Genomic DNA, 26,103 nt, shown 5'->3' with positions numbered 1-26,103 from the left:
GCGGGGGTGTCGGGGACAGCCATGGGGATACCTCTTCCTGCAGAGTGCGACTGTTGGGTTCTCGAGGGGTGGTGCGATCACGTCGCCGAGGATGGACTCACTTCACGTAGGGCACACCTTCCGCCGCCGGCGGGCGGACCCGACCGACGAAGCCGGCGACCGCGAAGACAGTGACGATGTAGGGCAGCATGAGCAGCAGTTCGTTGGCCACCGGGGTGCCGATCGACTGCAGCGTGTTGCCGAGGCTCTTGGAGAAGCCGAACAGCAGCGCGGCGAACAGGGCACCCTTCGGGTTCCATTTGCCGAGGATCATCGCCGCCAGAGCGATATAGCCCTGCCCGGCCGACATCTCTTTGCCGAAGGCCAGTCCGGAGCCGACGGTGAAGAAGGCACCGCCGAGTCCGGCGATGGCACCGGCGAGCAGCGTGTTGCGCACGCGGGTGAAGTTGACCTTGATGCCCACGGTGTCCGCGGCCTTCGGGTGCTCGCCGACGGCCCGCATCCGCAGACCCCACTTCGAGCGGAAGACGAAGATCTGCAGAGCGATGACGACGAGGTACATGATGTAGACGAGGATGTTCTGATCGAACAGCACCCGTCCGAGCACCGGAATGTCCGACAGCAGCGGGATCGGCAGGTTCGGCAGCTTCTGGCGGGCGTTCCACAGCTCCGGGTCCTGAGTGAGGACGGTCGAGTAGAGGAAGCTCGTGACACCGACGACGAGCACGTTGAGGACCACGCCGATGATGATCTGGTTGACCCAGTACTTCACCGCGAAGAAAGTGAGGATCACGGCGACGAGGGCACCGGCGATCGGGGCCGCGAGCAGACCCGCGTACGGGTTCTTCACCACCGAGGCGACGACCGCGGCGAGGAAGGCACCGGCCAGCAGCTGTCCTTCGATGGCGATGTTGATGATGCCCGAACGCTCGCCGACGAGACCGCACATGGCGCCGAAGATCAGCGGCACCGACAGGGCCAGGGCACCGGCGAGCAGCGTCGTCAGCGGGATCACTCCGCCGGATCCGCCGCCTGCCCAGGCGAGGAAGGACACGACGAAGAGGATGCCGAAGAGCATCGGGAACCAGGATCCGATGTCGAGACGCTTGACGCTCAAGTAGATCGACACGGCGGCCATGATGACGAGCAGGATGCCCAGTGCCAGTCCCGCCACGGTCGAGGACACGACGAAGTCAGGGATCGCGAAGAAGTCTCCGCCGCTGGCGAAGCGGAAGGTCGTCTCCCCGTCACGGCCGATGAGGCCGAAGAAGACGAACGAGACCAGAGCCAGGATCGAGTAGACGATCGGGAACTTCCAGGCGATCGGCGCGAGCGCCTTGACCTGGGATGAAGGTGTGGTTTCCACGGTCTGAGCAGTCATCTCAGTCCTCCTTCCGCTTAAGCACCGGTGTGGGCAGCCGGAAGATCGACCTCACCAGGGGCGGGGCCGCGATGAGCAGCACGATGACGGACTGGACGACGAGGACGATGTCGATCGGCGTTCCCGTCTGCGACTGCATGAGGTAACCGCCGGCCTTGAACGCACCGAAGAGCAGACCGGCGAGGAACGTGCCCAAGGGCTTCGAGCGTCCCAGCAGAGCCACGGTGATCGCGTCGAAGCCGATCGAACCGCTGATGCCGCCGGTGAGTTTGTATTCGGTGCCGAGCACCTGTGCCGCGCCGCCGAGTCCGGCCAGTGCACCGGCGACGATCATGACGATGATCGTCACCTTCGACACGGAGATGCCGGCGGTGCGGGCCGCATGCGGGTTCGCACCGACGGCTTTGAATTCGAAACCGATGGTCGACCGGTCGAGCAGCCACCACACGAAGATCGTGGCGAGGATCGCGATGATGAAGCCGAAGTGGAGGCGGAACGGTGCCGGCAGGAGCAGGAACATCTGCGAGGAGTCGTCGATGACGCGTGACTGCGGGTTCGCCGATGTCGTGTGCGTGAACCAGTTCTGCTTGAGCAGGTAGCCCAGCGCATAACCGGCGATCGAGTTGAGCATGATCGTCACGATCACTTCGTTGGCTCCGGTCCGTGCCTTGAGCACACCGGCGATGCCGGCCCAGATCGCGCCGCCGATGATACCGCCGAGGACGGCGACGAGCATGTGCACGACCGGAGGCAGCGGAAGCGCGTAGCCGAGGAACCCGGCGATGGTCGCGCCGAGGATGACCTGGCCCTGGCCGCCGATGTTGAACAGACCGCAGCGGAAGGCCAGAGCGATGCCGAGACCGGTGAGGATGAGCGGGGTGCCCGAGACCATCGACTCGGTCAGTGGACGGATAGCCCGTTCGGTAGTGCGGGCGTCCCAGTCGAAGACCGCGCCGCGGAACAGGGCCGAATACGCGTTGCCGATGGTCGAGAAGAGAGTGGAGAAGAACTCGCCGGGGGCGGCGAAGAAGTTCTCGGCCGCCGCGACGACCTCCGCATTGGACACGGCGATGAGGACACCGCCGAGCAGGAGGGCGAGCACGATCGCCAGCAGCGAGACCAGCCAGGACCCCGACAGGATCTCCTGGAGGAGAGTCTGCTGCTGGCCGTCCTCGGCCTCGCTCTCCGGCGGCGGTGCCGCAGAGGGGGCCGCCGGTGAGATATCAGTCGTCATTTGGTCTCCTCCGCCGAGGTGGTGGCTGAGTCGTCGTCCGCGGTTCCCGCTGCGGTGGCAGCGGTCCCCGCCTCATCGGTGGCGGCCTGCGCATGGTCAGAGCCATCGCTCGTCCCGGTGGTCGCGGCCAGCGCTTCGTCGGCAGGAACACCGGCCATCATCAGGCCCAGGGCCTCGCGGGAGGTGTCTGCGCCGACGACGCCGACAATGCGCCCGGAGTACATCACGGCGATGCGGTCGGCCAGCCCGTAGACCTCGTCGAGCTCGGTCGAGACGATGATGCAGGGGGTGCCGGAGTCGCGTTCGGCGATGACGCGCTTGTGCACGAACTCGATCGAACCGACATCGAGGCCGCGGGTGGGTTGGCTGGCGATGAAGAGCCGCAGTTCGCGGCCGAGCTCACGGGAGAGCACGACCTTCTGCTGGTTGCCTCCCGAGAGGGTCGAGATCGGGTCGACGACGCTGCCGAGGCGGATGTCGAATTCCTCGACCTTCTTCTTCGCCTCCGCGGTGATGGTCTTCGATCTGAGGTTGAGCCCCTTCGCATAGGGTTCACGGTCGTAGACGTCGAGGATCATGTTGTCGCGGATCGCGAATTCCGCGATGATGCCGTCGGTCGACCGATCCTCGGGCACGAAACCGATGCCGGCGCCGAGGCGGTCCTTGACGGATGCTCCGCCGAGGCTCTTCCCGTCGAGGGTGATCGTGCCCAGGCGCGGTTCGGTCAGACCGATGATCGTCTCAGCCAGTTCCGTCTGGCCGTTGCCCTGCACGCCGGCGACGGCGAGGATCTCGCCGCGGCGGACGTCGAATGACACATCGTCGACGACGACGTTCTCGGCCTTGTCGACGACGGTCAGGTTCCTGACCCGGAATGTCGCATCGCCCGGGTCGGCATCGTCCTTCTCGGTCGTCAGGGAGACGGCACGGCCGACCATCTGGCTGGCAAGCTCGGTCTCGGTCGAGTCCGGGGAGGCCTCGCCGACGATCTTGCCGCGACGGATGACCGTGATCGAGTCCGCGATCGCACGGACTTCGCGCAGCTTGTGGGTGATGAACACGATCGAGGTGCCCTGCTCCTTGAGCTGGCGCATGATCGAGATGAGCTCATCGGTCTCCTGAGGAGTGAGCACGGCTGTGGGCTCGTCGAGGATGAGGATCTCCGCGTCGCGGGACAGGGCCTTGATGATCTCGACCCGCTGCTGGGCGCCGACGGGCAGATCCTCGATGAGCGCATCGGGGTCGATGTTGAAATTGAAGCGGGAGGAGATCTCGGTGACCTTCTTCCTCGCCTCGGCGATGTCGAGGAGTCCCAGACTCTTCGTCGGCTCGTAGCCCAGCGCCACGGATTCGGCGACCGTGAAGACCGGCACGAGCATGAAGTGCTGGTGGACCATGCCGATGCCGGCGGCCACGGCGTCGCCGGGACCGGAGAACTTCACCGGTTCGTCGTCGATGAGGATGTCTCCCCCATCGGCGTCGTAGAGTCCGTAGAGGACGTTCATCATGGTGGATTTGCCGGCGCCGTTCTCACCCAGCAGGGCGTGGATCTCGCCCGGCTCGATGGTGAGGTCGATGTGGTCATTGGCCACGAACGATCCGAACACCTTGGTCATCCCGCGAAGCTCGAGTTTCACTGCTCCCGGTTCTCCTCACAAATTTGAAAACTGCAGGGCCGAAGATCTCCGGCCCTGCAGTTTAACCGATGAGCTTACTTCGGCGTGCTCTCAGACTCGACAGTCAGGGAGCCGTCGATGATCTGCTTCTTGAGATCTTCGACCTTCTTCTTCACATCTTCAGGAACCTCGTCCTCGAAGTCGTGGAAGGGAGCGAGACCGACGCCTTCGTTCTCGAGGGTGCCGATGTAGGGCTCATTGGTGAACTTGTCCTCGGTGCCTTCCTTGATGGTGTCCTCGACCGCATTCGCGATCTCCTTGACCACCGAGGTGAGGATGATGTCGCCGTATTCGGTCGACTCGTAGCCGTCGGAGTCGACCCACACGAGCTTGACGTCGCCGGCATCCTTCGCGGCGGCGGCCGCTCCGAGGCCGACGGGGCCGGCGACGGGCATGATGACGTCGGCGCCCTGGGAGATGAGCTGCTTCGTCAGTTCCTGACCCTGGCCCTGGTTCTCGAAGTCACCGGAGAACGATCCGTCCTGCTTCTCCTTGTTCCAGCCGAGGAGCTTGACGTCCTTCTTGTTGTCTTCGTTGAACTTCTTCACACCATCGGCGAAGCCGTCCATGAAGATCGTCACCGACGGGATCTGGATGCCGCCGAAGGTGCCGACCTTGCCGGACTCGGAAGAGGCGGCAGCGACATAGCCGGCGAGGTACGCGGCCTCGGCGGTGTTGAAGACGACGGGCTTGGCGTTGTCGATGGTCACGGGCTTGCCGTCGGCATCGGAGAACGTGGAGTCGATGAGCGCGAAGTTGAGGTCGGAGTTCGCCTCGGCGGCTTCCTGGATCGTGTCCTCGAGGAGGAATCCGACGCCGAAGGTGAGGTTGCAGCCGGCCTGGACCATGTTGTCGACGTTCGGCTTGAAGTCCGAGTCGCCCTGAGACTCTGCGTCCTTCTCCTCGATGCCGAGGTTCTTCACCGCGTTCTCCATGCCCTGCTTGCCGGACTGGTTGAACGACTGATCGTCCCAGCCGCCCGAGTCAGAGACCATGCAGGCGAGGTAGTCGTCGGCGGAATCTCCGCCACCGCCGGAACCGCAGGCCGAGAGCACAAGGGCGGATGCGGCGATCATCGACACCGCTGAAGCGAGCTTCTTCACGTTTTCTCTTTTCTAGTCACAGACAGCGGACACGGTCGAGGCCCCTGGCTGCCCCTGCCGAAAATGTGAAACCACTGGACGATCTGTCATATTTTGGTGAGTTTCGGCCAGTCTAATGCACCGAAGACGTTTCGAACGGCTTGCTAGCACGTCGAACACGGACACCGATATGAAAACGCAATAATCGGTCACGGAACGCCGCTGCCGGTCCGGAATGCGAGCAGGATCGGCCTCGTGTTTGAGACGGGTACGGCGAGCGGCCCGAACAGCGAGGGCCGCATGGTGGGGCGGTCGGCGGCCCGCGGTGAATTAGGCTGGAGGACGATATGGCACATCTTCTCGGGGCCGAAGCCCTGCACCTCGAATACCCCACCCGCGTCGTCTTCGACTCCGTCACCCTCGGCGTCGAGTCCGGAGACATGATCGGCATCGTCGGCCGCAACGGCGACGGCAAGTCGAGCCTGCTCGGCATGCTCGCCGGCACCATCGAACCCGATGCCGGGCGGGTGACCTATCGCGGCGGGCTGCGCCTGGGCATGCTCGGGCAACGCGACGATCTCGATGATGAGGCGACCGTCGGCTTCTCCGTCGTCGGCGACGCCGCTGACCACGAATGGGCGGCGGACCCGAAGGCCCGGGACATCATCTCGGGCCTCATCTCCGACCTCGACTGGAATTCGACGATCGCCAGCCTCTCCGGCGGGCAGCGTCGCCGGGTGGCGCTGGCCGCCCTGCTCATCGGCGATTGGGACCTGCTCATCCTCGACGAACCCAACAATTCGATGGGTTGTTCGTTCCGGACACCTCGATTCTACCGTCGCGGCAGGGCGGCGTCACGCCCTAGTGCTCGTCGTCGGGCCTGTGGGAGGCGGTCTGGCGTGCCGTGTCGTACTGCGCTAGCCGGGAAGGGTGGTCGCTAATGGCTACACCTCTGCTGGGGGCCGAAGGGCTGCATTTGGAGTACCCGACGCGGGTGGTCTTCGACTCGCTCTCTGTTGGGATTGAGGAAGGCGACCGGATCGGGATCGTCGGCCGCAATGGTGACGGCAAGTCGAGTCTGCTGGGGATGCTCTCGGGGCAGATCGAGCCGCAGGCGGGTCGGGTCACCCGACGGGGCGGCGTGCGATTCGGGGTCCTGGGTCAGAGCGATGATCTGGCCCCGGAGGCTACAGTCGGGTACTCGATCGTTGGTGACGCGCCGGAGCATGAGTGGGCCAGCGATGCGCGCATCCGCGATGTGATCGGCGGGCTCGTGGCGGACATCTCCTGGGATGCTGTGATCGGCCGGCTCAGCGGCGGGCAGCGACGACGCGTGGCTCTCGCGGCCCTGCTGGTGGGTGACTATGAGCTCATCGCTCTCGACGAGCCTACGAACCATCTTGATGTGGAGGGCATCGCCTGGCTGGCCGAGCACATGAAGCGGCGCTGGCCCAAGAACTCCGGTGGGCTGCTGGTCATTACGCACGATCGCTGGTTCCTCGATGAGGTCTGCACCGAGACCTGGGAGGTGCACGACGGCATGGTCGAGCCGTTCGAGGGCGGCTACGCGGCGTACGTGCTCCAGCGGGTGGAGCGGGATCGAATGGCGGCTGCGGCCGAGAGCAAGCGGCAGAACCTGATGCGCAAGGAGTTGGCCTGGCTGCGCCGTGGTGCTCCAGCGCGGACGTCGAAGCCGAAGTTCCGGATCGACGCGGCCAACGAGCTGATCGCTGACGTGCCGCCGGTGCGCAATCCCATCGAGCTGCAGCGGGTCGCGGTCGCTCGGCTGGGCAAGCAGGTGGTGGACCTGGAGGACGTGAGCGTGAGTTTCGGGGGTCGGACGGTTCTCGATGAGGTGACCTGGCGTATCGCTCCGGGTGAGCGCACCGGCATCCTGGGCGCGAACGGTGCGGGCAAGTCCACGCTGCTCGGGCTGATCTGCGGCACTCTGGAGCCGACCGAGGGTCGGGTCAAGCGGGGTAAGACGGTGCAGGTCGGCATCCTCGATCAGCAGTTCTCCCAGCTCGCCGACATCGGCGGGGACCGGGTGCGCGAGGTGCTGGCCCGCACCAAGACGACGTTCCAGATCGACGGCAAGGACCTCACCCCGGCGCAGCTGCTGGAACGCCTGGGGTTCGCCCGCGAGCATCTGTCGGCGCGGGTCGATGACCTCTCCGGTGGGCAGAAGCGGCGACTGCAGCTGCTGATGCTGCTGCTCAGCGAGCCGAATCTGCTGCTCCTCGATGAGCCGACGAACGATGTTGACGCGGATATGCTCGCCGCGCTGGAGGACCTGCTGGACTCCTGGCCGGGCACGCTGATCGTGGTCTCCCACGACCGCTACCTGCTGGAGCGGGTCACCGACCAGCAGTACGCGATCCTCGATGGCGGGCTGCGGCATGTGCCCGGCGGGGTGGACGAGTATCTGCGGCTGCGAGCCGCACAGGAGCAGCAGGCCGTGACACCGTCGCCGATGAGCGCTCAGAGCAGCGAGGAGAAGACGGCGTCGTCGTCTTCGTCTTCGGAGTTGTCGGGTGCGGAGCGCCGGGCGGTGCAGAAGGAGATCGGTGCGATCGAGCGCCGGCTGGAGAAGCTGTCGGGAAGCATCGACCGTATCCACCAGCGTCTCGCCGACCACGATCAAAGCGACTACGAGGGCTTGCAAGGCCATACCGATGAGCTGCGCGAGGCGGAGGGCGAGGTCGCCGAGCTCGAAGAGCGGTGGCTGGAGCTGTCCGAATCGATCAGCTGACGGGCCAGGGCTCCCGCCCCGCAGACAGAGGTTCGCGCCTGCCGCTTCGTGAGCGACAGGCGCGAATGCTGATCCCGATGACCGGGGTGATCAGGCCTGCGGCGGTCTGTGCTCGTTTCCTGTTTCGGCGGGGGTGGGTTCTCGGTAGGTCTCGGGAACCTCTTCGGCGCGACGACTGGCTCGTGATTCTCCGATCTCCTGCAACGTGAGACGGATCAGCATCTCCGACAGCTTGTGCAGATCGGGTGGTTCGCGATGCACCGCCCTGATAGAGAAATGTCGTTCGTCGTACCGACGCTGCGAGGTCTTCTTCACGTACTTGCCCATCGTGCACTCCTACGCCGAGACCGTCGGTTCGGCGATAACGTGCTCCCGAGAGTTACGCTCCGTGCGCCGCTCGGTGTGCTCGTGGATGCGCACGCGGGCGAGCAGAACCAGGCTGACGGGGCCGATCCAGAGCAACTTGAGCGCCGACCAGATCGCGACCAGCACGATGAGGTTGAGCCAGCCCGGCTCGCCGTCACGGATGATGACGGTCAGTAGGCTCGCGGTGTAGAGGTAGGGGATCGCGAGCAGCATCGCCGGGATGCCCCACTTGAGGCCGCGACGGGTGCGGACCTTGTCGAGCACGATGTTGGTCGGCATCCGGCGGCGCATGAAGACGCGGATATGGATGCTGGCGAACCAGATGAGTCGGAACATGATGCCTCCAAGCACGTAACTGTGGTGAGGCAGTACGTGTGGAGTGTCCCGAAGGACGGCCCCAAAAAGGGGGCCTACATGGTGAGGGGCGAATCTGCCTCTGTGCTTCTCACTCTACGCCGCGCGTACGACGCGCGGTAGCCCCCGCGGGCCGTGCTCGGTCGCTGGCGGTGCACCTTGCCGGTGACCGTCTGGGAAGGGACACAGATCATGGCGAAGCTGGCAGAGCAGGCGAAGGGTGAGCGGCAGGCACGGATGATGCTGTCGATGATCGCCGAGCCTGACGACGCGGCCACCGGCCGCATCCTGCACCGACTCGGCGGGGTCGAGACGCTCCAGCTGCTCGAAGACGACCAGGCCGCGGTGCCGGAGATGAACCGCGCCGATGCGATCGCCTGGCGCAACCGCGTCGCCCCGCGCATTGAGGGCGACATCCCCGCACGAGTTGCGGAGGCGGAACGAGCCGGTATGTCCACGCTCATCCCGACCGATACGGACTGGCCGCACGCGCTCAACGACCTCGGCTCCCGCGCCCCGTACCTGCTGTGGACACGCGGGGCGACCTCCTTCCTCGCAGGCGCTCTCACGGATCGGGTCACGATGACCGGCTCCCGGGCGGCCAGCGAGTACGGCGTCCAGGTCGCCGGGCATCTCGCCGGAGACCTGGCCCAACAGGAGCGCACCATCGTCGCCGGCGGCGGCTACGGCAGAGACGCCGCAGCACACCGGTCGGCACTCGCCGGCGGTGGAGGCACGATCGCGGTACTGGCCGGCGGCATTGACCGTCCCTACCCGCGCGGGAACTCGGACCTGCTGGCCCGGATCGGCGATCTGGGGATGCTGGCCAGCGAGGCTCCTCCGGGGGCGACGCCGACCCGGTGGCGGTTCATGGCCCGCGCCCGTCTGCTGGGTGCGCTCTCGGGCGCGACGGTGATCCCAGAGGCAGGCTTCCGGTCGGGATCGCTGCTGGTGGCAACAGAAGCCCACCGGCATAGCCGCGCCGTCGGAGCGGTCCCCGGCCCGGTCACGTCGGCGGCGAGTGTGGGGCCGCATGAGCTCATCAAGCGCGGACGCGGTGAGATCATCACCGATACCGAGGTGCCCTTTACTCGGTTGATGGGTTGAGTGCAGCGGAAACTAGATCGTTGCCACTACTTCTCCGAGAAGCGAACGTTCAAAACTAGTAAGCGGTATTCTCTCTGTGCCACGCAACACCTGAATTGCTTCAAGCATCTCATCGAGACTTCGGGAGTTCCCAAGTCCGCGTACCAACTGTCGCGATATCTCAAGAGGCAGGCCGTACTCTTCCAACGTAGTGAGATGCGGAGCGGAGAACATGCTCTCAACTCGGGCCGAGAAACCGTCGAATGACCCAGATTCCAATCCGCGCTCCTCAAGAATCTCGCTCACGACTACATCGAGCGCCCTCAACGCAGTGGGAAAATTGTGGTCTAGCCAGTACCGCACGAAATCGAACGCCGCCTCAATCTTCTCGTCAACGCTGGGAGATTGGTCATGCTCGTTCTCAACAAACCCCGCGATAATGTCCTTCATTCGGCCTTCAACGAGAGATGCTTGATTGACTTGATAAGCGACTTGCTGCGCGCTGTATGCGCCGTGCCCACGATGATACGAAGGAGGAATGTAGTTCCACATCAGTTCGCAGACTGCCCGAAGCTCCGCCCATTTTGGGTAGGAAGTAGACCACTGCAGCGGCTGAAGCCGTGACGTGGGCAGCGTGCGAATATGCTTCGCAAGCTCGGTTGCAGCTTCCGGTTCTACCCCCTTTATCGAGCGCAGAACCTTCAGGCTAAGGCCCGACTCTTCTAATACAGGTGACACCCGCTCCCTGGTCTCGTCGCTCCAATCTCCTTCGTCGATCTGCACGAGTAGTGAACTCGGGGCAATATCGCTTTGGCTGACACCAGGAATGTCAATTTCGGGAAACTCTCTCGTCGGGGCATCATGAAAGAGTACGATCTCACCCACGAAATGCTTAAACATTCTGCCAACACGGCCACGTATGTTAGCGAATGTGAAGTAGTTGTATGCCCTATTAGCAACTTTGCGATCAAGAATTATGATGCGTTTTGCTCGGGTATTGACTCCTTCGATCAGAGAGTTCGTGCAGACAAGCGTGTCAAGATCACCGTCTTCGAATCCCTGTACCATCTTTTGTGCGCGCCAACGAGGAAGGCGTCCATGATGCACACCCACACCACGTCGCAGCGCTCTTGAGACAATCCAATCCGGATGGTAGTTCTCTTCGATCCACTCGGCTACTTCCGGTAAGCCCCGACTAACGGTCGCGCCACTTGACCGCTGTTCGATCAGCGCTTCCAAAGCCTTTCGCGTCTTTGCTGGGCTTTGGCAATATACCAACGTGGGGTCACAGGACGAACCAATCAATTCGGCTACTATCGCGAGGCGTTCTTCGTCGTTTGAAGCCTTGATTTTTCTGGTGTCAGCAGCAACGGTGGAGAAATCAGTTCTGATGAAAGAAGCACGAAGGTTAGAAGGGAGGACTGATGCGAGGCCATCCACGACTGGACCCGCAAAGTAAAACTGGGCGCCAGTCTTAGCGAGTCGCAAGAATGCCTGATTCAACATTGATGCGCGTTGTTCTAGAGTGCCTTCGCTCTCCTCCGCGAGCTTGTAGAACTCGTCAATGAAGAACAAATCAACCGCAGGGAGTTGAGGAACCGCGAGCAACCGCTCCTGTGTCATGACCAGGATGTTGCGTTCACTCAACTCCTGGTTCGGGTGGGTGACAATCTTGTACTCACGAAATTGGGAGAGGCGTCGGCGGGTCTCATCCAGAAGTGCGATGGTAGGAACCACGAGTACCAGGTTCTTGTACCTGCCAGTTTGAACTAGTGCATCTATAACCACGCTCTTTCCAAAGCTGGTTGGCGCCGAGAGAATTACATTCTCTCCTTCAACCAGGCGGTGAAATACTTGAGACTGAATGCGGTGGAAGACGGTCTCAGAGGCTGGGTTGGGTCGGTTCATTTCCATGATGACCGCATCCCGAAGAGAGTCATGGTCTGCACCTTGAACGGCATAGGGGTACAGTCCGTGCATCATTGCTAGACTTCGAAGGATTTCGCCCTCGGGTCCCGTCCTACTGATTTTCTCAAGCGCTCGAATTACAAGATCCGTGCTTTCAGATCCGATGCCATTAATTGAAGTGAAAGCAGCAATATCGGATAGGATCTCAAACTCGTCGTCAACCTCACCGCGTAGCAGAGATGTCAGTTCTGCGTGAGAGCCTGCCATGCTTTCAACCTCCCATCGAAAGCGGACGTGAGTTCGGCCTTGGTGTCCATTGGGAAGAAAAACACGTGTGCCCTGATCTGACGAGGAAGTGTCCAGTTCTCGTACCTGTCTCGCAGACTCTTCCAGTTGTTCATGACCTCGGTTCGTAGATCAGCGAGGTACTCCTCAGTGCTCTCCTTGTGCCTGCCCGCAGCTTCGCTGTCATAGGAAATGAAGATAGGAACTACGACACTCTTGAATGTTCTGTCCAACGAGGTCTTTCGAGACAACAGCGCGGTGATCATGTCCCGGTGAGGATAGTCGTCAGGAATCTTGTCGGTTATGGCGGCAAATTCGTACCGCAGGTAGTCGCGACTGAGATGTAGCTTCAGCTCATCATATATTGCGCTGGCTGCACCGTAGCTGTCCTTATAGAGCTTCGATTCGCCAAGCCAGAGTTCTAGTTCCCCGGAGGCTCCTGTATCGACAATGTGGGCACAGTCGAAACCTTTGACAGTGTCGTTGGCAGCGTCTTTGAAGTAGATCCGGGATATAAGTCGCGAACTTCCATAGAACTTGCGCAGAATCATGTGAAGGAGGAGTTCACCAATTTCTCCTCTTCTCTCAAAGTCGATGGTGGCGTAAACACGACTGAGAGCCTTCCCGAGCAGTGCTGTGCCAGTAGCGTGGTTGTACCCTTCCAGTTCTTGCGTAGGAAGAATCCAATCGGCTGCCCAATTGATCAGGTCGACGCTGAGGTCATCGGAGCGCCATGTTCCATCTTCGAAACCGGCGCAAAACGTTGCAGATGGTAAGAGACTGTCGGTGTGATCTACGACGAGTTCAAGGATCGTCTCAGGAACTGGGAGCTTCGTAGCCATTGCCGACAGTTACCTCCGTGGATAGCTGAAGACGCTCAACGGAGGTGCCCATGAGGTCGAAGTTGCTGTCATAGCTACGCGTGCCGCAGCCATGCGGTTGAGTCACATCCTATCCTCTTCGGCTGTAGCCAAGAGGTCCTCTGGCGTGAGTGTCACCAGATGTCACAGGGATCGTTCTTGCCTCCTGACGCTGACAGAACGTTGGGCGACAGAGTCTCCGGTCTGAGGAGTATCCGCAGCTACCCGACGTATGGCTGCCGCTGCGCGGGCGCGGTCAATCTTCTGCGCCGCGCTCTGGGGTGCCGGGCCGAGTGGGGTGTCGTCGCTGATTTGGTAGCGGTCGCGGTAGGCCGCGATGGTCCGGGCGTCACGTCGCCAGCGTGCCTGTTCGCGGTCACCGGACGGCGGGTCACCGAGCGGCTGGGTCCACGGTTCGCCGGTCTGGCGGGCGGTGTCGAGGATCGCGTCGGCGCGGGTCTCGATCAGCTCTCGTCGCTCGGTCAAGGCCTGGAGCATGTCTGCCGCGATCGGGCCCTGCACGTGCGGGATGAGGCCGGCGATCAGCCGCGGGGTCTTCCTCGTGCGCCCCGACCCGGCCGGCTGGGCGGTGGCGCGTGCGAGACGGTAGTGCATGACCTTGGCGATGTCCTCGGCGTCATCGAAGCCGCGAGCAGCCACCAGGCGCGGGAAGAGTGTATCGACGTCGTGGTGGTTGGCCTCGGCGCGGCGCAGCTCGGCAGTCAGCGCTCCGAACGCGACCGAGCCCAGCGTGGCGTCGGCCTGCTCTTCGGTCAGGCCTGAGTCGCGGATGAGGGCGGCCCAGCGGTCGTGTTGGGCGGCTGCGGCGATGGTTTCGTACTCGGCGGCGAGCTGAGCGATCGAGCCCCACTGGTCCTGCTCGGCGGTGATCGTCTCGTGCGCGGAGAGCTCGGCTCCCGAGTGCTGCAGCACTCCGTAGAGGACCGAGCGGCCGGTGGCTTCCTCGTTGTCCGAGGGGTGCGGTGCGGCGTGGTCGTCGGGGCGGTCGAGGACGACGTAGGCGTGGTTGGACTCGCGGCCGCGGGTCATCGCGACGTAGACGTTCTCACGGGTCGAGGACGGCTCGACCAGCACATGTGCGGCATCGACCGTGATGCCCTGCGCCCTATGCGCAGTGACGGCGTATCCCAGATCCACGTGCTCGGCCACGTAGTCGGCCGGCAGCACGATCGACCCGAACCTTCGGCCGGGCTTGCGGATCGTGATCGACCCATCATCGCGCACGTCAGTGACCTGCCACCGTTCGCCGTTGCGCACCCACCCCCGGCCTGTGCCGGTGCGCAGGCGCCGGTCGTTGCGGCGGGTGATGATCGTGTCCCCGACCCCTGCGGACGTGCGCTCGGCCAGCGCGACCTCTCTGGTGGGGCGGATCGTGCCGTCCAGGATCAGGTCGGCACGGGCCCTCGCGTTCAGCGCGGTCACGTCATCGCGGGTCTCGGCGATCAGCACCGACGCCCGTCCGGCGTCGCGGTCGGCACGCCAGGCGGTGTAGGCGGCGTCGATCATGTCCTCGGCGTCACCATCGCTGATGCGGCCGTGACCTGCGTAGGTGTCGATCACGCGGGTGCGGCCGTGGCGCAGATCGAGGGAGGCGGTCTTCTCCCATTCGTGGACGAAGCGGTGCACGTCCACGAGCTCGGGAGCGTCGTCGCGGTCGGCCACGAGCATCCCGAAACTCCCGCCCGCATCGACCGACTGGAGCTGCCCGTAGTCGCCGACCAGCAGCACCTTCGCACCCGCGCCGGCCGCCAGGGCGGTGATGCGATCCAGCGACAGGGTGCCGGCAAGGGAAGCCTCGTCGATGATGACGAGCTGACCTTCCTCGAACGTGGTGCCCTGGGTCAGATGGTTCTGCCACCATTTCGCCGTGTTCTCGGTCGCGATCCCGAGATCCTCACCGAGAACTTGCGCGGCCACCGCCGACGGCGCAAGCCCGACCACCGAGCCCTTCCCGTGCTGCTTCTCCCATGCCTGGCGCAGCGCTGCCATGGCGGTGGTCTTCCCGGCACCGGCCGGGCCGACCAACACGTCGAGAACCCGGCCGGAGACTGCGATCTGGGTGAGCGCTGCCGCTTGGTCGTCGCCGAGCAGGTGCCCTTCCCGGTCGGGCTTCGCGGTGATCTTCTCGACCGTCTCGACCTCGACCATCGGGCCGGTCAGGGTGCGGGAGCGTTCCAGGAGACGGTCTTCGGCCTTCAGCAGCACCGTGGAGGAGAACACGGTCGAGTGGCGGCGCCGGAACACGCTGGTGCCGTCTGGGCGGCGGAAAGCGGCCGGGCTGGTAGCGAGCTCGGGCGGCGTCAGCCGCAGTGAGGCCTGCTCGGCGGCATCGGCGATCATCCCCACGGTGGCCTCCCGGTCGCTCGCGGTCGCGAACCGCCATTCTATCGACTGTCGGCTTGCCTCGGCGTGGAGGTTCCATCGCCGCCAGGTCGAGCGCTTCTCGCCCACAACCTCGACCACCGAGGCGCCGAGCTTGGCGATCACCTCTAACGGCACATCATCAGTCCGCAACGGCCGCACCTGCTGCGCCGTGGCGAGGAGACCACCGGCCCAGCCGGTCGCGTCCTCACCCAGTAGACGGCCGGCCCGCTCGCGCCAGCCGCTCGTCAGGTCGGCCAGGGAGTGGACCTGCTTCTCGGGGCGGGTGGCGAGGGTGGCCTGGGCGCGCAGGCGCACGATCGTCCGCGCCGAGGGCCGGCGACCGTGCTCGGCGGTGTAGGCGGCGATGAGCCGGTCGGCCTCGGCATCGATATCGCGGGCGCGGGAGGAGAACTCCTCGATCAGCTCCTCGCTGACCCCGGTGATCTCCCACGCCGGGTTACGGTCCCGGCCCCGATCCCGCGCCTCCCACTCCACGCCGAGCGTGCCGGTGAGGCGGTCGGCCAGAACCGCGTTGTAATGCTCCGAGAGCGCGACCACCGCCGCATGCATGGGCCGCCCGTCCAGCGACCGCCAGCGTCCGTCCAACGCGGTCTGGACCTTGTTGGAGATCACGACGTGGGTGTGCAGCTGCGGGTCCCCGGAGCGGCTGTCGTAGTGATCGAAGGCCGTGGCGATCAGGCCGGTCACGTCGACCTGGGCGACCGCGCCATCGGCGGCGGTGTAGCCGGTGCGGGTCGCGGCGACCTCGCGCTCCATGAAGTCCACGACCTCGGCGACCGCGTCGTGATGCGCCTGAGCGATCAGGGCCTGCGTGCCGGCGTCGGCCACGCCCCACAGCACCGAAACGGACTTCGGCACCGAAAACGTGTAGTCGAAGCCCGCAACCGAACGGCGGTTGCCCCGCTCGATCTCCTCGGCCTCGATCTGGCTGATCTGCTCGGCACGCTCACCCATCCCCAGGCCAGGGTCGAGGTCCGCGACGCGCTGCTCGATCCGTTCCGCGACCGAGACGTACCGTGGGAAGGCCCGCCCGAGCGGGTCGCCGCTGACGGGGTCGCGGCCCATGCCGATCAGCAACTGCAACTGCGACTCTGAGACCTCATCGCCGTGAACGATCTGCCCGTCGCCGAGGCCGTGCAGAGCCGACCCCATCCAAGTGCCCGGTGGTGTTCCCTCCTCCGTGTAGTACCTGGTCAGCGGGGTCGAGAGGGAGCGATCGCCGTCGGCGGCAGCGATCGTGCGAAGCAGGTACTTGTACCCGTCACCCGCACTCATCACCCGCATCGAGACCGTCATGCAGATCAGGTGAACCGCGCAGTCACCATGCAGAACGGTGACAATGTCCGAGCGGCGTGCGTTACTCTGCGTAGCACCTCGTCAACGTAACGGTATTGACAGCCGTCGGTCACGGCGTTCGCACGTCTGAGCGGAGTAGTTCCGCGCCGCGTTCGCCCCTCGACGATGATTTTTGGCTATGGTGGATGTGTAGACACGGGGTGCCCGACGCGGGCTGAGATCACACCCGGGAACCTGATCGAGTTCGGACTCGCGGAGGGATGTCGATGAACGACGTTATGCAGGCACACTTGCGGGTGCTGGCGCGCACTCCCGTTTCCAGGCTCGACACGAGCGAGAGATGGAGACGGGACTTTGATTCCGAACGTATTGACCATCGCGGGCACTGACCCCACCGGGGGCGCGGGGATCCAAGCCGATCTGAAGGCTTTCTCCGCGCAGGGCGCTTACGGGATGAGCGTGATCACGGCCGTCGTTGCTCAGAATACACAGGGTGTGCAGGGCTTCGTCGCTCTGGAGCCGGGATTCGTTGCGGATCAGATCGCCGCGGTGTTCGAGGACGTGCGCGTAGACGCAGTGAAGATCGGGATGGTCGCCAACGCCGCTATCGCCGAGGCGATCGCCGAGAGTCTGGACCGCTACACGAAGTGCCCGGTGGTGCTCGACCCAGTGATGGTCGCCAAGAGCGGAGATCATCTCCTCGAGCAGGACGCCGTCGACACGATCCGCGAGCGACTGGTGCCGCGATCCACCGTGATCACCCCGAACCTCCCCGAGGCCTCGGTCCTGCTCGGACGCGACACCGAGATCGGCGACCTCGCAGGGATGCGGGCGGCGCTGGATGAGCTGCGTGGCCTCGGAGCCGGCTGGGTGCTGCTGAAGGGCGGTCACCTCGGCAGCGGCGAGAGCATCGACATCCTCACCGGTGCCGAGACCATCGAGCTGACCGCACCGCGCATCGACACCGTGAACAATCACGGCACCGGCTGCACCCTGTCGGCCGCGCTCGCCGCCCTCCTCCCGGGCCAGGCCGTGCCCGTGGCGGTGCAACACGCAAAGGAGTACCTCACCGAGGCGCTTCTCCGCGCCGGAGACCTGGAGGTCGGCTCCGGTCACGGCCCCGTCCACCACTTCCACGCCCTCTGGGGCGACGCACTTGACCGAGGAGGAGAACGATGACCGAGAGATTCACCGACGCGCTGCGCGATCAGAACCGAGACACCTGGGAGCGGGCGGTCTCGCACCGCTTCGTGCGCGAACTGTTCGACGGCAGCATCGACGACGCCGTGATGGCTGGCTACCTCGTGCAGGACTATCGCTTCCTCGACGGCTTCCTGGTACTGCTCGGCTCTGCGGTCGCGAGCGCCGACGCGCTCGAGCCGCGGCTGAGGCTGGCCCGCTTCATCGGCGAAGTCGCGGGCGACGAGAGCACCTACTTCCTGCGCGCCTTCGACGCGCTCGGCGTGACCGAAGAGCAGCGTGAGCTGATCCCCGACACGGAGGCGACCACCGCGTTCACGGCGCTGTTCCGCGAGGCGGCCGAGACCCGCGAGTACGCGGTGATTCTTGCGGTGCTGCTCGTCACTGAATGGCTGTACCTCGACTGGGCCACGAACGCGCCTGAAGCGCTGCCGGAGAGCTTCGTGCATGCCGACTGGATCACGCTCCACGACTACCCCGGGTTCCACGACCTCGTCGCCTTCCTCCGCGCCGAGCTCGACCGGGTCGGCCCCGCGCAGCAGGCGCTTGCCGAGGACTTCTTCGCGCGGGCCGTCGCGATCGAGCTGGAGTTCTTCGACGCCAGCTATACCCACCCGTTGGAAGGAGTAGCCCGATGACCCTCTTCGCAGACCTGAAGACCGCGATCGGCCCCGAGTGGCGGACCTACACCGAGCACGAGTTCGTACAGAAGCTCAGCGAGGGCACCCTGCCGCTGCCCGTGTTCCAGGACTACCTGGTGCAGGATTACCTGTTTCTCGTGCAGTTCGCCCGCGCGAACGCGTTGGCCGCGTACAAGAGTCGCAGCCTCGCCGACATCACAGACGCGAGCGGAGCGCTGCGCGCGATCCTGCACGAGACCGAGCTGCACTGTCGCCTCACCGCGAGGTGGGGCATCCCGGAAGACGAGCTCGATGCGGCGCCTGAGAAGCAGGCGACGGTCGCCTACACCCGCTACGTGCTGGACACCGGCATGTCGGGCGACCTGCTGGACCTGCACGTCGCACTCTCCCCTTGCACGATCGGTTACGGCGAGATCGGCGTCGCTCTCGATCCGGCGCGCCGGGCCCGCGAGGGTCACCCGTACGCGGAGTGGATCGCCGAGTACGCCGGTCCCGAGTTCCAGGGAGCCGCAACGGCTGCGATCCAACGCCTTGACGCGTTGACCGGCGGCGAGGTCACCGAACAGCGGTTCGAGGCGCTTGTGCAGGTGTTCCGCGCCGCCACCCGGCTGGAGGCCGATTTCTGGCAGCAGGCACTCGACTCCGCCGCCTGATCAGCTGCTCAGGGCTTCGAGCAGTGTGCGTTCGAGCCGCGCGAACTCGGGGTGAGCGATGGTCTCGATGCCACGCGGCCTGGGAAGTGCGACATCGATCACCATGCGCACGGAGGCTGGGCGTGGGGTGAGTACGACGACGCGGTCGGAGAGCAGGATCGCCTCGCGAACGTCGTGTGTGATGAGCAGGGCGGTCCAGTCGTGCTCGATCCAGACCTGCTGCAGCCAGGCCTGCAGCTCCTGCTTGGTGAGCGCATCGAGCGCACCGAAGGGTTCGTCGAGCAGCAGGGTCTGCTGTTGCTGCACCACGGTGCGCAGCAGCGCCGCGCGCTGCCGCATCCCGCCGGACAGTTCGAACGGCAGAGCATCCTCGAACCCCGAGAGGCCGAAGCGAGGGAACCACTCGCGTACCTGTTGCTGAGCAGCACGGCGCTTGATCCCTTGCACTTCGAGGCCGAGTGCGGCGTTCTCGGCGATGCTGCGCCAGGGAAAGAGGAGATCCTTCTGGGGCATGTAGGCGGCGTGGTTGCAGGATCCAGCCGCTTCTCGTCCGTCGACTCGGATGCTACCCGAAGTGGCCTGGTCGAGGCCGGCGATGATGTTGAACAGGGTGCTCTTGCCGCACCCGGACGGCCCGATGATCGAGACGAGCTCGCCTGGTGACACGTGGAGCGAGACGGCGTCGAGCACACGACGGGTCTGACCGCGTCGCAGTTGGAACTCGCGGGTGATCTCGTCGAGTTCGAGGCGGGGCGCGGTTTCAGCGCTCATTCGCCGCCCTCCTTTCCTTCAGGTGCCAGGGGATGACGAGCCGTTCGATGAGGTAGGTGGAGAGGTAGAGGGTGATGCTGACGAGTGCCGTGACGGCGACTGCGGCGAGCACGAGGTCGGTGCGGAACGCGTTCTTCTGCACGCTCATGTAGATTCCAAGCCCTTCTTTCGCGCCGACGTATTCGGCGAAGATCGCCCCGATCACCGCGTAGGTGATCCCGATTCTGAGCGAGGTGAAGAACAATGGGAGTGCCGAGGGGAGCCTGACGAGCAAGAACTCGCGGATCCTCCCCGCCCCCATGCTGCGCAGCAGTGCGGAGGCTTCCCGGTCTGTGTGTGCGAAGCCTTCGACGAGGCCGATCGTGATCGGGAAGAAGGTGACGAGGGCGACCACGAGGATCTTCGGTAGCAGCCCGAATCCGAACCAGATGATCATGAGCGGCGCGATCGCGATGACAGGGATGGTCTGCGAGGCGACCAGCAGAGGGATGAGGCCTCGGCGCATGAGCGGTGAGAAGTCGATGGCGATCGCGATTATCCATGCGCACACCAGGGAGACGCCGAAGCCGACCGCTGTCACGCTGAGCGTGGCCGCGGCGTGATCGACGATCGCGGCGCGGTGCTCCCATCCCGACTCCGCGACACGGGACGGGGCGGGGAGCACCTGCGGGCGCGCCCCGGTCAGGTGCACGGCCGCCTCCCACACTGCGACGAGCACGGTGAGGAAGACGAGCGGCACCCACAGGTTCGCCCAGGAGCGCGCCCGCACGATCAGTCCTGCAGGTACTCGTTCGTGAAGAACTCCGACCAGTCCGGCTGCTCGTCGAGCGGCTTCCCGTCGCGGTCGGTGAGCAGCCCTGTATCGAAGAGGAACTCGCCCAGCTCGCTCCAGTGCTCCTCGGTCTGCAGGCCGAAGTCGCCGTTCTCATCGAGCATGTAGCCTTCGGAGAGCATCTGCTGCCCTGCGACCAGCAGGTCCAGCTCGGTGAGCAGACCGGAGTTCTCCTCCTGCAGGATCTCCGCCGTCGCCTCCGGATCGGCGATCGAGTCCTCATATCCTCGGGCCAGCGCCTGCACGAAGTCGCGCGCCACATCGGGGTTCTCCTCGAGCCAAGTACCGTTGCCGACGACGATCACCTGATAGGCGTCGGGGAACCCGTAGTCGGTGTAGGCGAAGTTCTTCAGCTCGATCCCGCGCTGCTCAGCCTCGACGCCCTCCACCGCGACGAACGGAACGGTGAAGTCCACGTCCCCCGAATAGAGCGCCTCGTATGCGCTCGTGCCGAGCACGACAGTCTCGAAGTCGCCTTGACCGCCTGCGGCCTGCACGACACCCTGCATGGTGATCGTTTCGGCGGGGTTGTCGAAGCCGCCGAAGACGAGACCGTCGAGGTCTGCGGGGCTAGTGATGTCGTCGCGGTCGCCGAGCACAGCGACCTCGGTCGCCCACGTCTGCTGCACGGCGAGCACCGATGTGAGGTCGGCGCCGGAGGCGATCGACATGGAGGCGGTGTCCTGGAAGCTGATACCGAACTCCGCCTGACCAGCGTCGACGAGCACCTCGGGGTTGCTGTTGTTGAACGGCAGGATCTCGACATCGATGCCGGCGTCTTCGAAGTACCCCTCGTGCAGGGCCACGTACAGGCCAGTATGGTTCACGTTCGGGGTCCAGTCGAGCGCGAAACGCACGGTCGTGCGCTGATCATCGGCCGGGGCATCGTTGTCGGTGCCGGCGCAGCCGGTGAGGACGACGGTGGTGAGCGCGATTGCGCTGGCTGCGGTCAATGCGCGTCGGAATCTGGGTGAGATGGTCACGGTTCTCCATGTTCTGTTCGGGGAATGAGGTTTGGGAATCAGGGGCGGTTCGTGCTCAGCCCCAGGCCCGCACGAATCGGCGCGCGGTCGCCTTGGGGTCTTCGGCGGCGCAGATCGCGGAGACGATGGCAGCCCCTGCGGCGCCGTCGTCGCGCAGCCGGGCGATATCGTCTATACCGATGCCGCCGATCGCGACCGAGGGCACCGACGCCGCGGCCGCCAGGCGTCGAAAGCCGTCGAACCCCAGCGCCGGAGGATGGTCCGGCTTGGTGGCCGTGGGGCGGATCACGCCGATGCCGAGGTAGTCCACAGTGCCTTCGGGTAAATGCGTCACCGCTGCGAGGTGCTCGTCACTGTTCGCTGTCAGGCCGATCACGGCATCGGGGCCGAACTCGTCGCGCGCCGATCGCACGGCGGGGTCACCCTGCCCAAGATGCACCCCGTCGACCGGGATGCCGCGTTCTCTCGCTGCTATCGCGACATCGAGCCGGTCGTTGACCAGCAGCAGCGCGCGGCCCTGGATCGCTTCCGCCAGACGTTCGAGCTCACGCAGATGTGCATCGAAGCCGGCATGCTTGTCGCGCAGCTGTACGGTGCGCACCCCGCCATCGACGGCTGCCCGCACGGTCTCCGCCACGCCCCGTTCACCGCAGAGCGCACGATCGGTCACCAGGTAGATGCCGAGGTTCACGCCCCACCGCCCGGCGCCGTCTCGGCGCGCACCTGCTCCGACGCGCTCACCTCCGCTGCGCTGATCGCGTACAGCGCGTCGAGCAGACGGGCAGCGAACGACCCGGGCCCCGCCGTCTCTGCAGCGGCCCGCTCAGCGGCGATCCCGTACACGACATGCGCAGCAGCCACCGCCTCGACCGGTGAGAACTCACCACGGATGGCAGCGAATGCCGCGATCAGCGCACCCAGCGCGCACCCACCGCCGGTGATCTTCGTCAGCGGCAGATCGCCGTTTGAAACCCGGAGGATGCGCTCACCGTCGGTGACCAGATCCACCGGCCCAGACACCGCCACGACTGTGCGCAGGTCTCTCGCCAACCGCATCGCGATCGGTGCGGCCGCCTCGGTCTCATCCGCACTTTCGACGCCCTTGCCACCCGTTCCGGCCCCCGCGAGCGCGAGGATCTCGGAGGCGTTGCCCCGGATCGCGAACGGGTGCTGGGCGGCGAGCTTCTCGGCGAGAGCTGTCCGGATGGGCAGCGACCCGATCGCGACCGGATCGAGCACCCACGGCGTGCCCGCATCGTTCGCCACGGCGACCGCTTCCTCGGACGCCGCACGCTGCTCCGGGATCGGCGTTCCCAGATTCACCAACAGGCCCCCGGCGACACGGGCGAACGGTCCGGCCTCGCCGACGATGTCGACCATCGCCGGTGCCGCGCCGATGGCCAGCAAGGTGTTCGCGGTGAAGTTCGTGACCACCGAGTTAGTGATGCACTGCACCAACGGGGTCTGCGCCCTCAGCTCACCGAGCAGAACCGCGGATGATGAGACAGACATGAACTCTCGCTTTCTTCCACTGCGAAAGAAAGTCGATCACCATGACGGCACGCCGAAAGCGGACACCTGGATCGGTATCTCGAACGCGCTGAAGTCATCCGGACATTCCCTTCGCCAGTACGAACTGGATCAGGTTCGACGGGTGTGATCTCAGCCGCTGGGTGCGGCACCCCGTGTCACTGCCCACTACCCTAACGCATTCGGCCACAACTGGGAGCACTCCCGTGGAACGCTAGGGCCGCCGATGGTCAGGAGCACGGCAGATCCTGGCGGGGGCTGTCGACGGTGATTCGCCGACACTGAACCAGATCGGTGCAGCCCACGGTGTCAGGGACCATATAGAAAGATCAAATACCAACACGGGCAGCCGACCACGGCCCCATCCTGGTACAAAACCATGCGGTCGGCAGGAGCACGGAGACGCTGAGGACTACCAGCCTCTGAGGGGCTCCGGGTGAGATCGGCCGGCGGCATCGGCGCCCTCCACTCCTGCTGCACGGAACCCGCACCTCCGTCAGTACACGAAAAAAGCGGCGGGAGTGAACGCAAGACCTCGGATAAACGTTCCCTCGCAAAGAGCCAGCGACCGATGAGCAGCACAAATCCTCGGTAGACTGGTGTGACGTGACACGGGGTGCTGCACGGGATCTGCGGCTGAGATCACACCCGTCGAACCTGCTCTAGTTCGAACTAGCGAAGGAATGTCCAAGTGAGTGCTTCCACCTCTCCGTCCCGTCCGATCGTCGCGACGATCGCAGCAGTCATCCGTGGCGGCGACGTGCTGCTGGTGCGTCGCGCGAACCCGCCAGATGTCGGGCGGTGGGGCTTCCCTGGGGGGAAAATCGAAACCGGCGAAACAATTCAGCAAGCCGCCCTACGCGAGTTGCATGAGGAAACCGGCGTGCACGGTGAGGCACGCGAGGTGTTCACCGCTGTCGATGCCTTCCATCACGACGACTCCGGCACCCTCCTCCAGCACTTCGTCCTCGTCGCGGTGCGGTGCGACTGGCGAACCGGGGTACCCGTGGCAGCTGATGACGCGCTGGAAGCACGCTGGTTTTCAATCGAAGACCTCGAACACGGAGACCTTGCACTCAGTCTTGATGTGCGCGAAGTTGCCGAGACTGCCTTCCGGCTCGCGCAAAGCTCTTGAACTATCTCAATACGTTTGAATGATACCGAACGACGGAAAGAGGACAACTACTTTTGGAACCGCACGGGGTTCCTGGTAGATGCAGTGCGACACAATGCGGGTTCTGTCAGTTGATCGTTTCGTGACGATCCCAGAAGTCTCGCAGTCGCATAGCGAGAGATTCAGGGCGTTCTTCCGGTACGAAATGCCCGCAGTTCTCGATGATGCCACCTTCAAGGAGAGACGTGCTATCTCGGGTTTCTTCGACGTAGTCTCTCCACTTACTCAGCACTGGAGCTTGGGCCGCGAGCCCGTGATCTCCCCAAAGGGCCAACGTGGGAACGGTGACCCGGTACCCCACCTGATGGTCGTGTTCATCGTGATCGAGGTCTTCCCAGGTCGCTCGGTAGTCCTCGAATCCCGCATGCATTGCGCCCGGTTGCTTGAAGGACTCGATGTAGTGACCGATCATCGGTTCGAGACGGTCGCGCCGCAGTGTCCATCGATGGAATAAATAGCGAAGATACTCTTCTTCCCGACCAGATGTCATTGCCTCGGGGAGGTCGTGCTGCATATGGAAGAGCCAGTGGAAAAATCCGGCCGCCGTCGCGGTATCGGATTGGAACATCGCATGCGTGGGCACGACATCCAAGACCGCGAGCGTCCTGATCCGGTCAGCCTGGTCGAGCGCGAACCTGTGCGCTACTCGTGCCCCACGGTCGTGGCCGACCACATGGGAACGTTCGACGTCGAGTGCGTCGAGAAGTTCCACGATGTCGGCAGCCATGCGACGTTTGGAGTACCCGCCCTGGGGCTTGTCGCTGAGCCCGTAGCTGCGCAGATCGGGGGCGATGACCCGATAGGCGTCTGGCAGGAGCGGGGTGAGCTGATCCCAGCAGGCTGAGGTTTGCGGCCAGCCATGCAGGAGCACGACCGTCGGAGCATTCGGGTCAGTGTTCCCTGACAGCGTGTAGTGCAGGCGAATCGAAGGCAAGCTCAGAACATCAATCACAATTCGATACTAACCGCATAAAAGGGTTAGCTCATAGAATGAGGTCTGTGACTGCATCACAGCGTTTCGAGCCTTGGCTGTTCTACGGCGGATCAGTGGCGCTCGATTTCGTCAACACACTGCGAGACCGGGCTACGACGCCCCGCGAGACACTGACCTCCCCGGAAACACTGAGGGTGTGGGCAGGGCAAGCCCGGCTCGTTCCACCTGAATCTGGGTTCGGCGTCGAGACCTCCATCACGGACCAGGATCTGAGCGACTGCCTTGATCTGCGTGAGAGTATTGATGCCTTGCTTGTCCCTCAAACAGCGCTGCATTCGCGGCACATTTTGCTGGTCAACCGATGGGCTGCTGCGGCTCCGCGTCAGGAGATTGACGAATCAGACCCTGAGTTGGTCATAACCAAAATGGCATCGATAGAGAACGTGTTTGGAGTGCTCGCGGCAGATGCAATCTCGATTATTGCCCAAGGAGAACAGTCACGGATCAAGGTGTGTTCGCACCAGAGGTGCGGAATACGTTTTATCGATCGGTCACGCTCGCAGCAGCGCCTCTGGTGTTCCATGCAACGATGCGGCAACCGCGCTAAGGTCGCCCGCCATGCCGCCGGGCGAGACAACAAGTCTTAGCTCAGGCTGTCGGTAAGGTTGTGAACAGAAAGCACCGATCAGGACCGTGTTA

22 protein-coding genes, 1 pseudogene and 3 riboswitches are annotated in these 26,103 nt (G+C 64.3%); of the genes and pseudogenes, 8 read left to right on the top strand and 15 right to left on the bottom strand.

The window, feature by feature from the left end; genetic code table 11:
• Positions 1-97: 97 nt before the first annotated feature.
• The 4 genes from ACSE4D_RS13725 to ACSE4D_RS13710 all read right to left on the bottom strand — a co-directional run bounded on the left by ACSE4D_RS13725 (position 98) and on the right by ACSE4D_RS13710 (position 5,394).
• Positions 98-1,381, bottom strand: a complete 1,284-nt coding sequence (locus ACSE4D_RS13725) for an ABC transporter permease (RefSeq protein ID WP_436326105.1) — start codon at positions 1,379-1,381, stop codon at positions 98-100.
• A gap of 1 nt (position 1,382) precedes the next feature.
• On the bottom strand, positions 1,383-2,615 hold the full coding sequence (locus ACSE4D_RS13720; protein ID WP_436326104.1) for an ABC transporter permease: 1,233 nt from the start codon (positions 2,613-2,615) through the stop codon (positions 1,383-1,385).
• Complete coding sequence (locus ACSE4D_RS13715; RefSeq protein ID WP_436326103.1) at positions 2,612-4,252, bottom strand: ABC transporter ATP-binding protein; 1,641 nt, start codon at positions 4,250-4,252, stop codon at positions 2,612-2,614. The genes ACSE4D_RS13720 and ACSE4D_RS13715 overlap by 4 nt, the downstream gene beginning before the upstream one ends.
• Before the next feature lie 74 nt (positions 4,253-4,326).
• Positions 4,327-5,394, bottom strand: a complete 1,068-nt coding sequence (locus tag ACSE4D_RS13710; RefSeq protein WP_436326102.1) for a BMP family lipoprotein — start codon at positions 5,392-5,394, stop codon at positions 4,327-4,329.
• A gap of 326 nt (positions 5,395-5,720) precedes the next feature.
• Here ACSE4D_RS13710 and ACSE4D_RS13705 point away from each other — a divergent pair.
• Both ACSE4D_RS13705 and ACSE4D_RS13700 read left to right on the top strand, forming a co-directional pair.
• Positions 5,721-6,179 (top strand): annotated as a pseudogene (locus tag ACSE4D_RS13705) (ATP-binding cassette domain-containing protein); the annotation flags it as partial.
• A gap of 134 nt (positions 6,180-6,313) precedes the next feature.
• Positions 6,314-8,125, top strand: coding sequence for an ABC-F family ATP-binding cassette domain-containing protein (locus tag ACSE4D_RS13700; protein ID WP_135541517.1), 1,812 nt, complete (start codon positions 6,314-6,316; stop codon positions 8,123-8,125).
• Between the two features lie 90 nt (positions 8,126-8,215).
• Here the strand turns inward: ACSE4D_RS13700 and ACSE4D_RS13695 are convergent, their stop codons facing one another.
• Positions 8,216-8,452 (bottom strand): hypothetical protein, encoded by a 237-nt coding sequence (locus tag ACSE4D_RS13695; RefSeq protein ID WP_135541519.1) that lies wholly within the window; start codon positions 8,450-8,452, stop codon positions 8,216-8,218.
• Between the two features lie 9 nt (positions 8,453-8,461).
• The gene (locus ACSE4D_RS13690; RefSeq protein WP_135541521.1) at positions 8,462-8,827 is read right to left on the bottom strand and encodes a sulfate permease; all 366 of its coding nucleotides are present in this window, start codon (positions 8,825-8,827) and stop codon (positions 8,462-8,464) included.
• 210 nt (positions 8,828-9,037) lie between these two features.
• Between ACSE4D_RS13690 and ACSE4D_RS13685 the strand changes: the two genes are divergently transcribed.
• A complete protein-coding gene (locus tag ACSE4D_RS13685) occupies positions 9,038-9,952 on the top strand; it encodes a DNA-processing protein DprA (RefSeq protein WP_240689996.1) in 915 nt (304 codons plus the stop codon).
• Between the two features lie 12 nt (positions 9,953-9,964).
• Here ACSE4D_RS13685 and ACSE4D_RS13680 read toward each other — a convergent pair whose 3' ends face one another.
• The 3 genes from ACSE4D_RS13680 to mobF all read right to left on the bottom strand — a co-directional run bounded on the left by ACSE4D_RS13680 (position 9,965) and on the right by mobF (position 16,686).
• On the bottom strand, positions 9,965-12,106 hold the full coding sequence (locus ACSE4D_RS13680) for a DEAD/DEAH box helicase (RefSeq protein ID WP_135541524.1): 2,142 nt from the start codon (positions 12,104-12,106) through the stop codon (positions 9,965-9,967).
• On the bottom strand, positions 12,082-12,966 hold the full coding sequence (locus ACSE4D_RS13675) for a HamA C-terminal domain-containing protein (protein WP_135541526.1): 885 nt from the start codon (positions 12,964-12,966) through the stop codon (positions 12,082-12,084). Before ACSE4D_RS13675 ends, ACSE4D_RS13680 begins: the two co-directional genes overlap by 25 nt.
• Positions 12,967-13,128: 162 nt before the next feature.
• Entirely contained in the window at positions 13,129-16,686 is a 3,558-nt protein-coding gene (gene mobF / locus ACSE4D_RS13670; RefSeq protein ID WP_167854467.1) for a MobF family relaxase, read from the bottom strand.
• Positions 16,687-16,872: 186 nt separating this feature from the next.
• A riboswitch (TPP riboswitch) is annotated at positions 16,873-16,964 on the top strand.
• Positions 16,965-17,040: 76 nt separating this feature from the next.
• Between mobF and thiD the strand changes: the two genes are divergently transcribed.
• Genes thiD through tenA form a run of 3 tightly spaced genes read left to right on the top strand, consistent with a single transcriptional unit; the run spans position 17,041 to position 19,180 of the window.
• On the top strand, positions 17,041-17,865 hold the full coding sequence (thiD, locus tag ACSE4D_RS13665; RefSeq protein WP_135541528.1) for a bifunctional hydroxymethylpyrimidine kinase/phosphomethylpyrimidine kinase: 825 nt from the start codon (positions 17,041-17,043) through the stop codon (positions 17,863-17,865).
• Positions 17,862-18,524 carry a TenA family protein gene (locus ACSE4D_RS13660; protein WP_135541530.1) on the top strand — a complete coding sequence of 221 codons (663 nt, stop codon included), beginning with the start codon at positions 17,862-17,864 and terminating at the stop codon, positions 18,522-18,524. Before thiD ends, ACSE4D_RS13660 begins: the two co-directional genes overlap by 4 nt.
• Positions 18,521-19,180 (top strand): thiaminase II, encoded by a 660-nt coding sequence (tenA, locus tag ACSE4D_RS13655; RefSeq protein WP_135541532.1) that lies wholly within the window; start codon positions 18,521-18,523, stop codon positions 19,178-19,180. Before ACSE4D_RS13660 ends, tenA begins: the two co-directional genes overlap by 4 nt.
• On the opposite strand, the gene ACSE4D_RS13650 is transcribed toward tenA, so the two are convergent.
• Genes ACSE4D_RS13650 through thiM form a run of 5 tightly spaced genes read right to left on the bottom strand, consistent with a single transcriptional unit; the run spans position 19,181 to position 23,278 of the window.
• The gene (locus tag ACSE4D_RS13650) at positions 19,181-19,951 is read right to left on the bottom strand and encodes an ABC transporter ATP-binding protein (protein ID WP_135541534.1); all 771 of its coding nucleotides are present in this window, start codon (positions 19,949-19,951) and stop codon (positions 19,181-19,183) included.
• Positions 19,941-20,720 (bottom strand): ABC transporter permease, encoded by a 780-nt coding sequence (locus tag ACSE4D_RS13645; protein WP_240689998.1) that lies wholly within the window; start codon positions 20,718-20,720, stop codon positions 19,941-19,943. Before ACSE4D_RS13645 ends, ACSE4D_RS13650 begins: the two co-directional genes overlap by 11 nt.
• 2 nt (positions 20,721-20,722) lie before the next feature.
• Entirely contained in the window at positions 20,723-21,766 is a 1,044-nt protein-coding gene (locus tag ACSE4D_RS13640) for an ABC transporter substrate-binding protein (protein ID WP_135541538.1), read from the bottom strand.
• Between the two features lie 55 nt (positions 21,767-21,821).
• Positions 21,822-22,457 carry a thiamine phosphate synthase gene (gene thiE, locus ACSE4D_RS13635; RefSeq protein ID WP_205683375.1) on the bottom strand — a complete coding sequence of 212 codons (636 nt, stop codon included), beginning with the start codon at positions 22,455-22,457 and terminating at the stop codon, positions 21,822-21,824.
• Positions 22,454-23,278: a hydroxyethylthiazole kinase gene (gene thiM / locus ACSE4D_RS13630; RefSeq protein WP_135541540.1), complete on the bottom strand. Its 825-nt coding sequence runs from the start codon at positions 23,276-23,278 to the stop codon at positions 22,454-22,456. The genes thiE and thiM overlap by 4 nt, the downstream gene beginning before the upstream one ends.
• A gap of 88 nt (positions 23,279-23,366) precedes the next feature.
• Positions 23,367-23,462: riboswitch (TPP riboswitch) on the bottom strand.
• Between the two features lie 436 nt (positions 23,463-23,898).
• Positions 23,899-23,997: riboswitch (TPP riboswitch) on the top strand.
• On the opposite strand from thiM, the gene ACSE4D_RS13625 reads away from it, so the two are divergent.
• Positions 23,988-24,431, top strand: coding sequence for an NUDIX hydrolase (locus ACSE4D_RS13625; protein ID WP_135541542.1), 444 nt, complete (start codon positions 23,988-23,990; stop codon positions 24,429-24,431). Its footprint overlaps the riboswitch before it by 10 nt.
• A 106-nt stretch (positions 24,432-24,537) precedes the next feature.
• Here the strand turns inward: ACSE4D_RS13625 and ACSE4D_RS13620 are convergent, their stop codons facing one another.
• Entirely contained in the window at positions 24,538-25,422 is an 885-nt protein-coding gene (locus ACSE4D_RS13620; RefSeq protein WP_436326101.1) for an alpha/beta fold hydrolase, read from the bottom strand.
• A 47-nt stretch (positions 25,423-25,469) separates the two neighbouring features.
• Here ACSE4D_RS13620 and ACSE4D_RS13615 point away from each other — a divergent pair, with 47 nt between their 5' ends.
• Positions 25,470-26,051, top strand: a complete 582-nt coding sequence (locus ACSE4D_RS13615; protein WP_167854425.1) for a CGNR zinc finger domain-containing protein — start codon at positions 25,470-25,472, stop codon at positions 26,049-26,051.
• The last annotated feature ends 52 nt before the right edge of the window (positions 26,052-26,103 follow it).

This window comes from Brevibacterium sp. FAM 27836 (assembly GCF_051351055.1).
GTDB lineage: Bacteria > Actinomycetota > Actinomycetes > Actinomycetales > Brevibacteriaceae > Brevibacterium.
The sequence above is the reverse complement of the archived record's forward strand: the minus strand, read 5'-3'. Positions and strand labels throughout refer to the sequence as shown.

Excerpts from the sequence above, each read along its gene's own strand:
- ACSE4D_RS13725 (WP_436326105.1), bottom strand. The coding sequence starts at position 1,381 with ATGACTGCTCAGACCGTGGAAACCACACCTTCATCCCAGGTCAAGGCG.
- ACSE4D_RS13720 (WP_436326104.1), bottom strand. The coding sequence starts at position 2,615 with ATGACGACTGATATCTCACCGGCGGCCCCCTCTGCGGCACCGCCGCCG.
- ACSE4D_RS13700 (WP_135541517.1), top strand. The coding sequence starts at position 6,314 with ATGGCTACACCTCTGCTGGGGGCCGAAGGGCTGCATTTGGAGTACCCG.
- ACSE4D_RS13695 (WP_135541519.1), bottom strand. The coding sequence starts at position 8,452 with ATGGGCAAGTACGTGAAGAAGACCTCGCAGCGTCGGTACGACGAACGA.
- ACSE4D_RS13690 (WP_135541521.1), bottom strand. The coding sequence starts at position 8,827 with ATGTTCCGACTCATCTGGTTCGCCAGCATCCATATCCGCGTCTTCATG.
- ACSE4D_RS13685 (WP_240689996.1), top strand. The coding sequence starts at position 9,038 with ATGGCGAAGCTGGCAGAGCAGGCGAAGGGTGAGCGGCAGGCACGGATG.
- ACSE4D_RS13680 (WP_135541524.1), bottom strand. The coding sequence starts at position 12,106 with ATGGCAGGCTCTCACGCAGAACTGACATCTCTGCTACGCGGTGAGGTT.
- ACSE4D_RS13675 (WP_135541526.1), bottom strand. The coding sequence starts at position 12,966 with ATGGCTACGAAGCTCCCAGTTCCTGAGACGATCCTTGAACTCGTCGTA.
- mobF (WP_167854467.1), bottom strand. The coding sequence starts at position 16,686 with ATGACGGTCTCGATGCGGGTGATGAGTGCGGGTGACGGGTACAAGTAC.
- ACSE4D_RS13660 (WP_135541530.1), top strand. The coding sequence starts at position 17,862 with ATGACCGAGAGATTCACCGACGCGCTGCGCGATCAGAACCGAGACACC.
- tenA (WP_135541532.1), top strand. The coding sequence starts at position 18,521 with ATGACCCTCTTCGCAGACCTGAAGACCGCGATCGGCCCCGAGTGGCGG.
- ACSE4D_RS13650 (WP_135541534.1), bottom strand. The coding sequence starts at position 19,951 with ATGAGCGCTGAAACCGCGCCCCGCCTCGAACTCGACGAGATCACCCGC.
- thiM (WP_135541540.1), bottom strand. The coding sequence starts at position 23,278 with ATGTCTGTCTCATCATCCGCGGTTCTGCTCGGTGAGCTGAGGGCGCAG.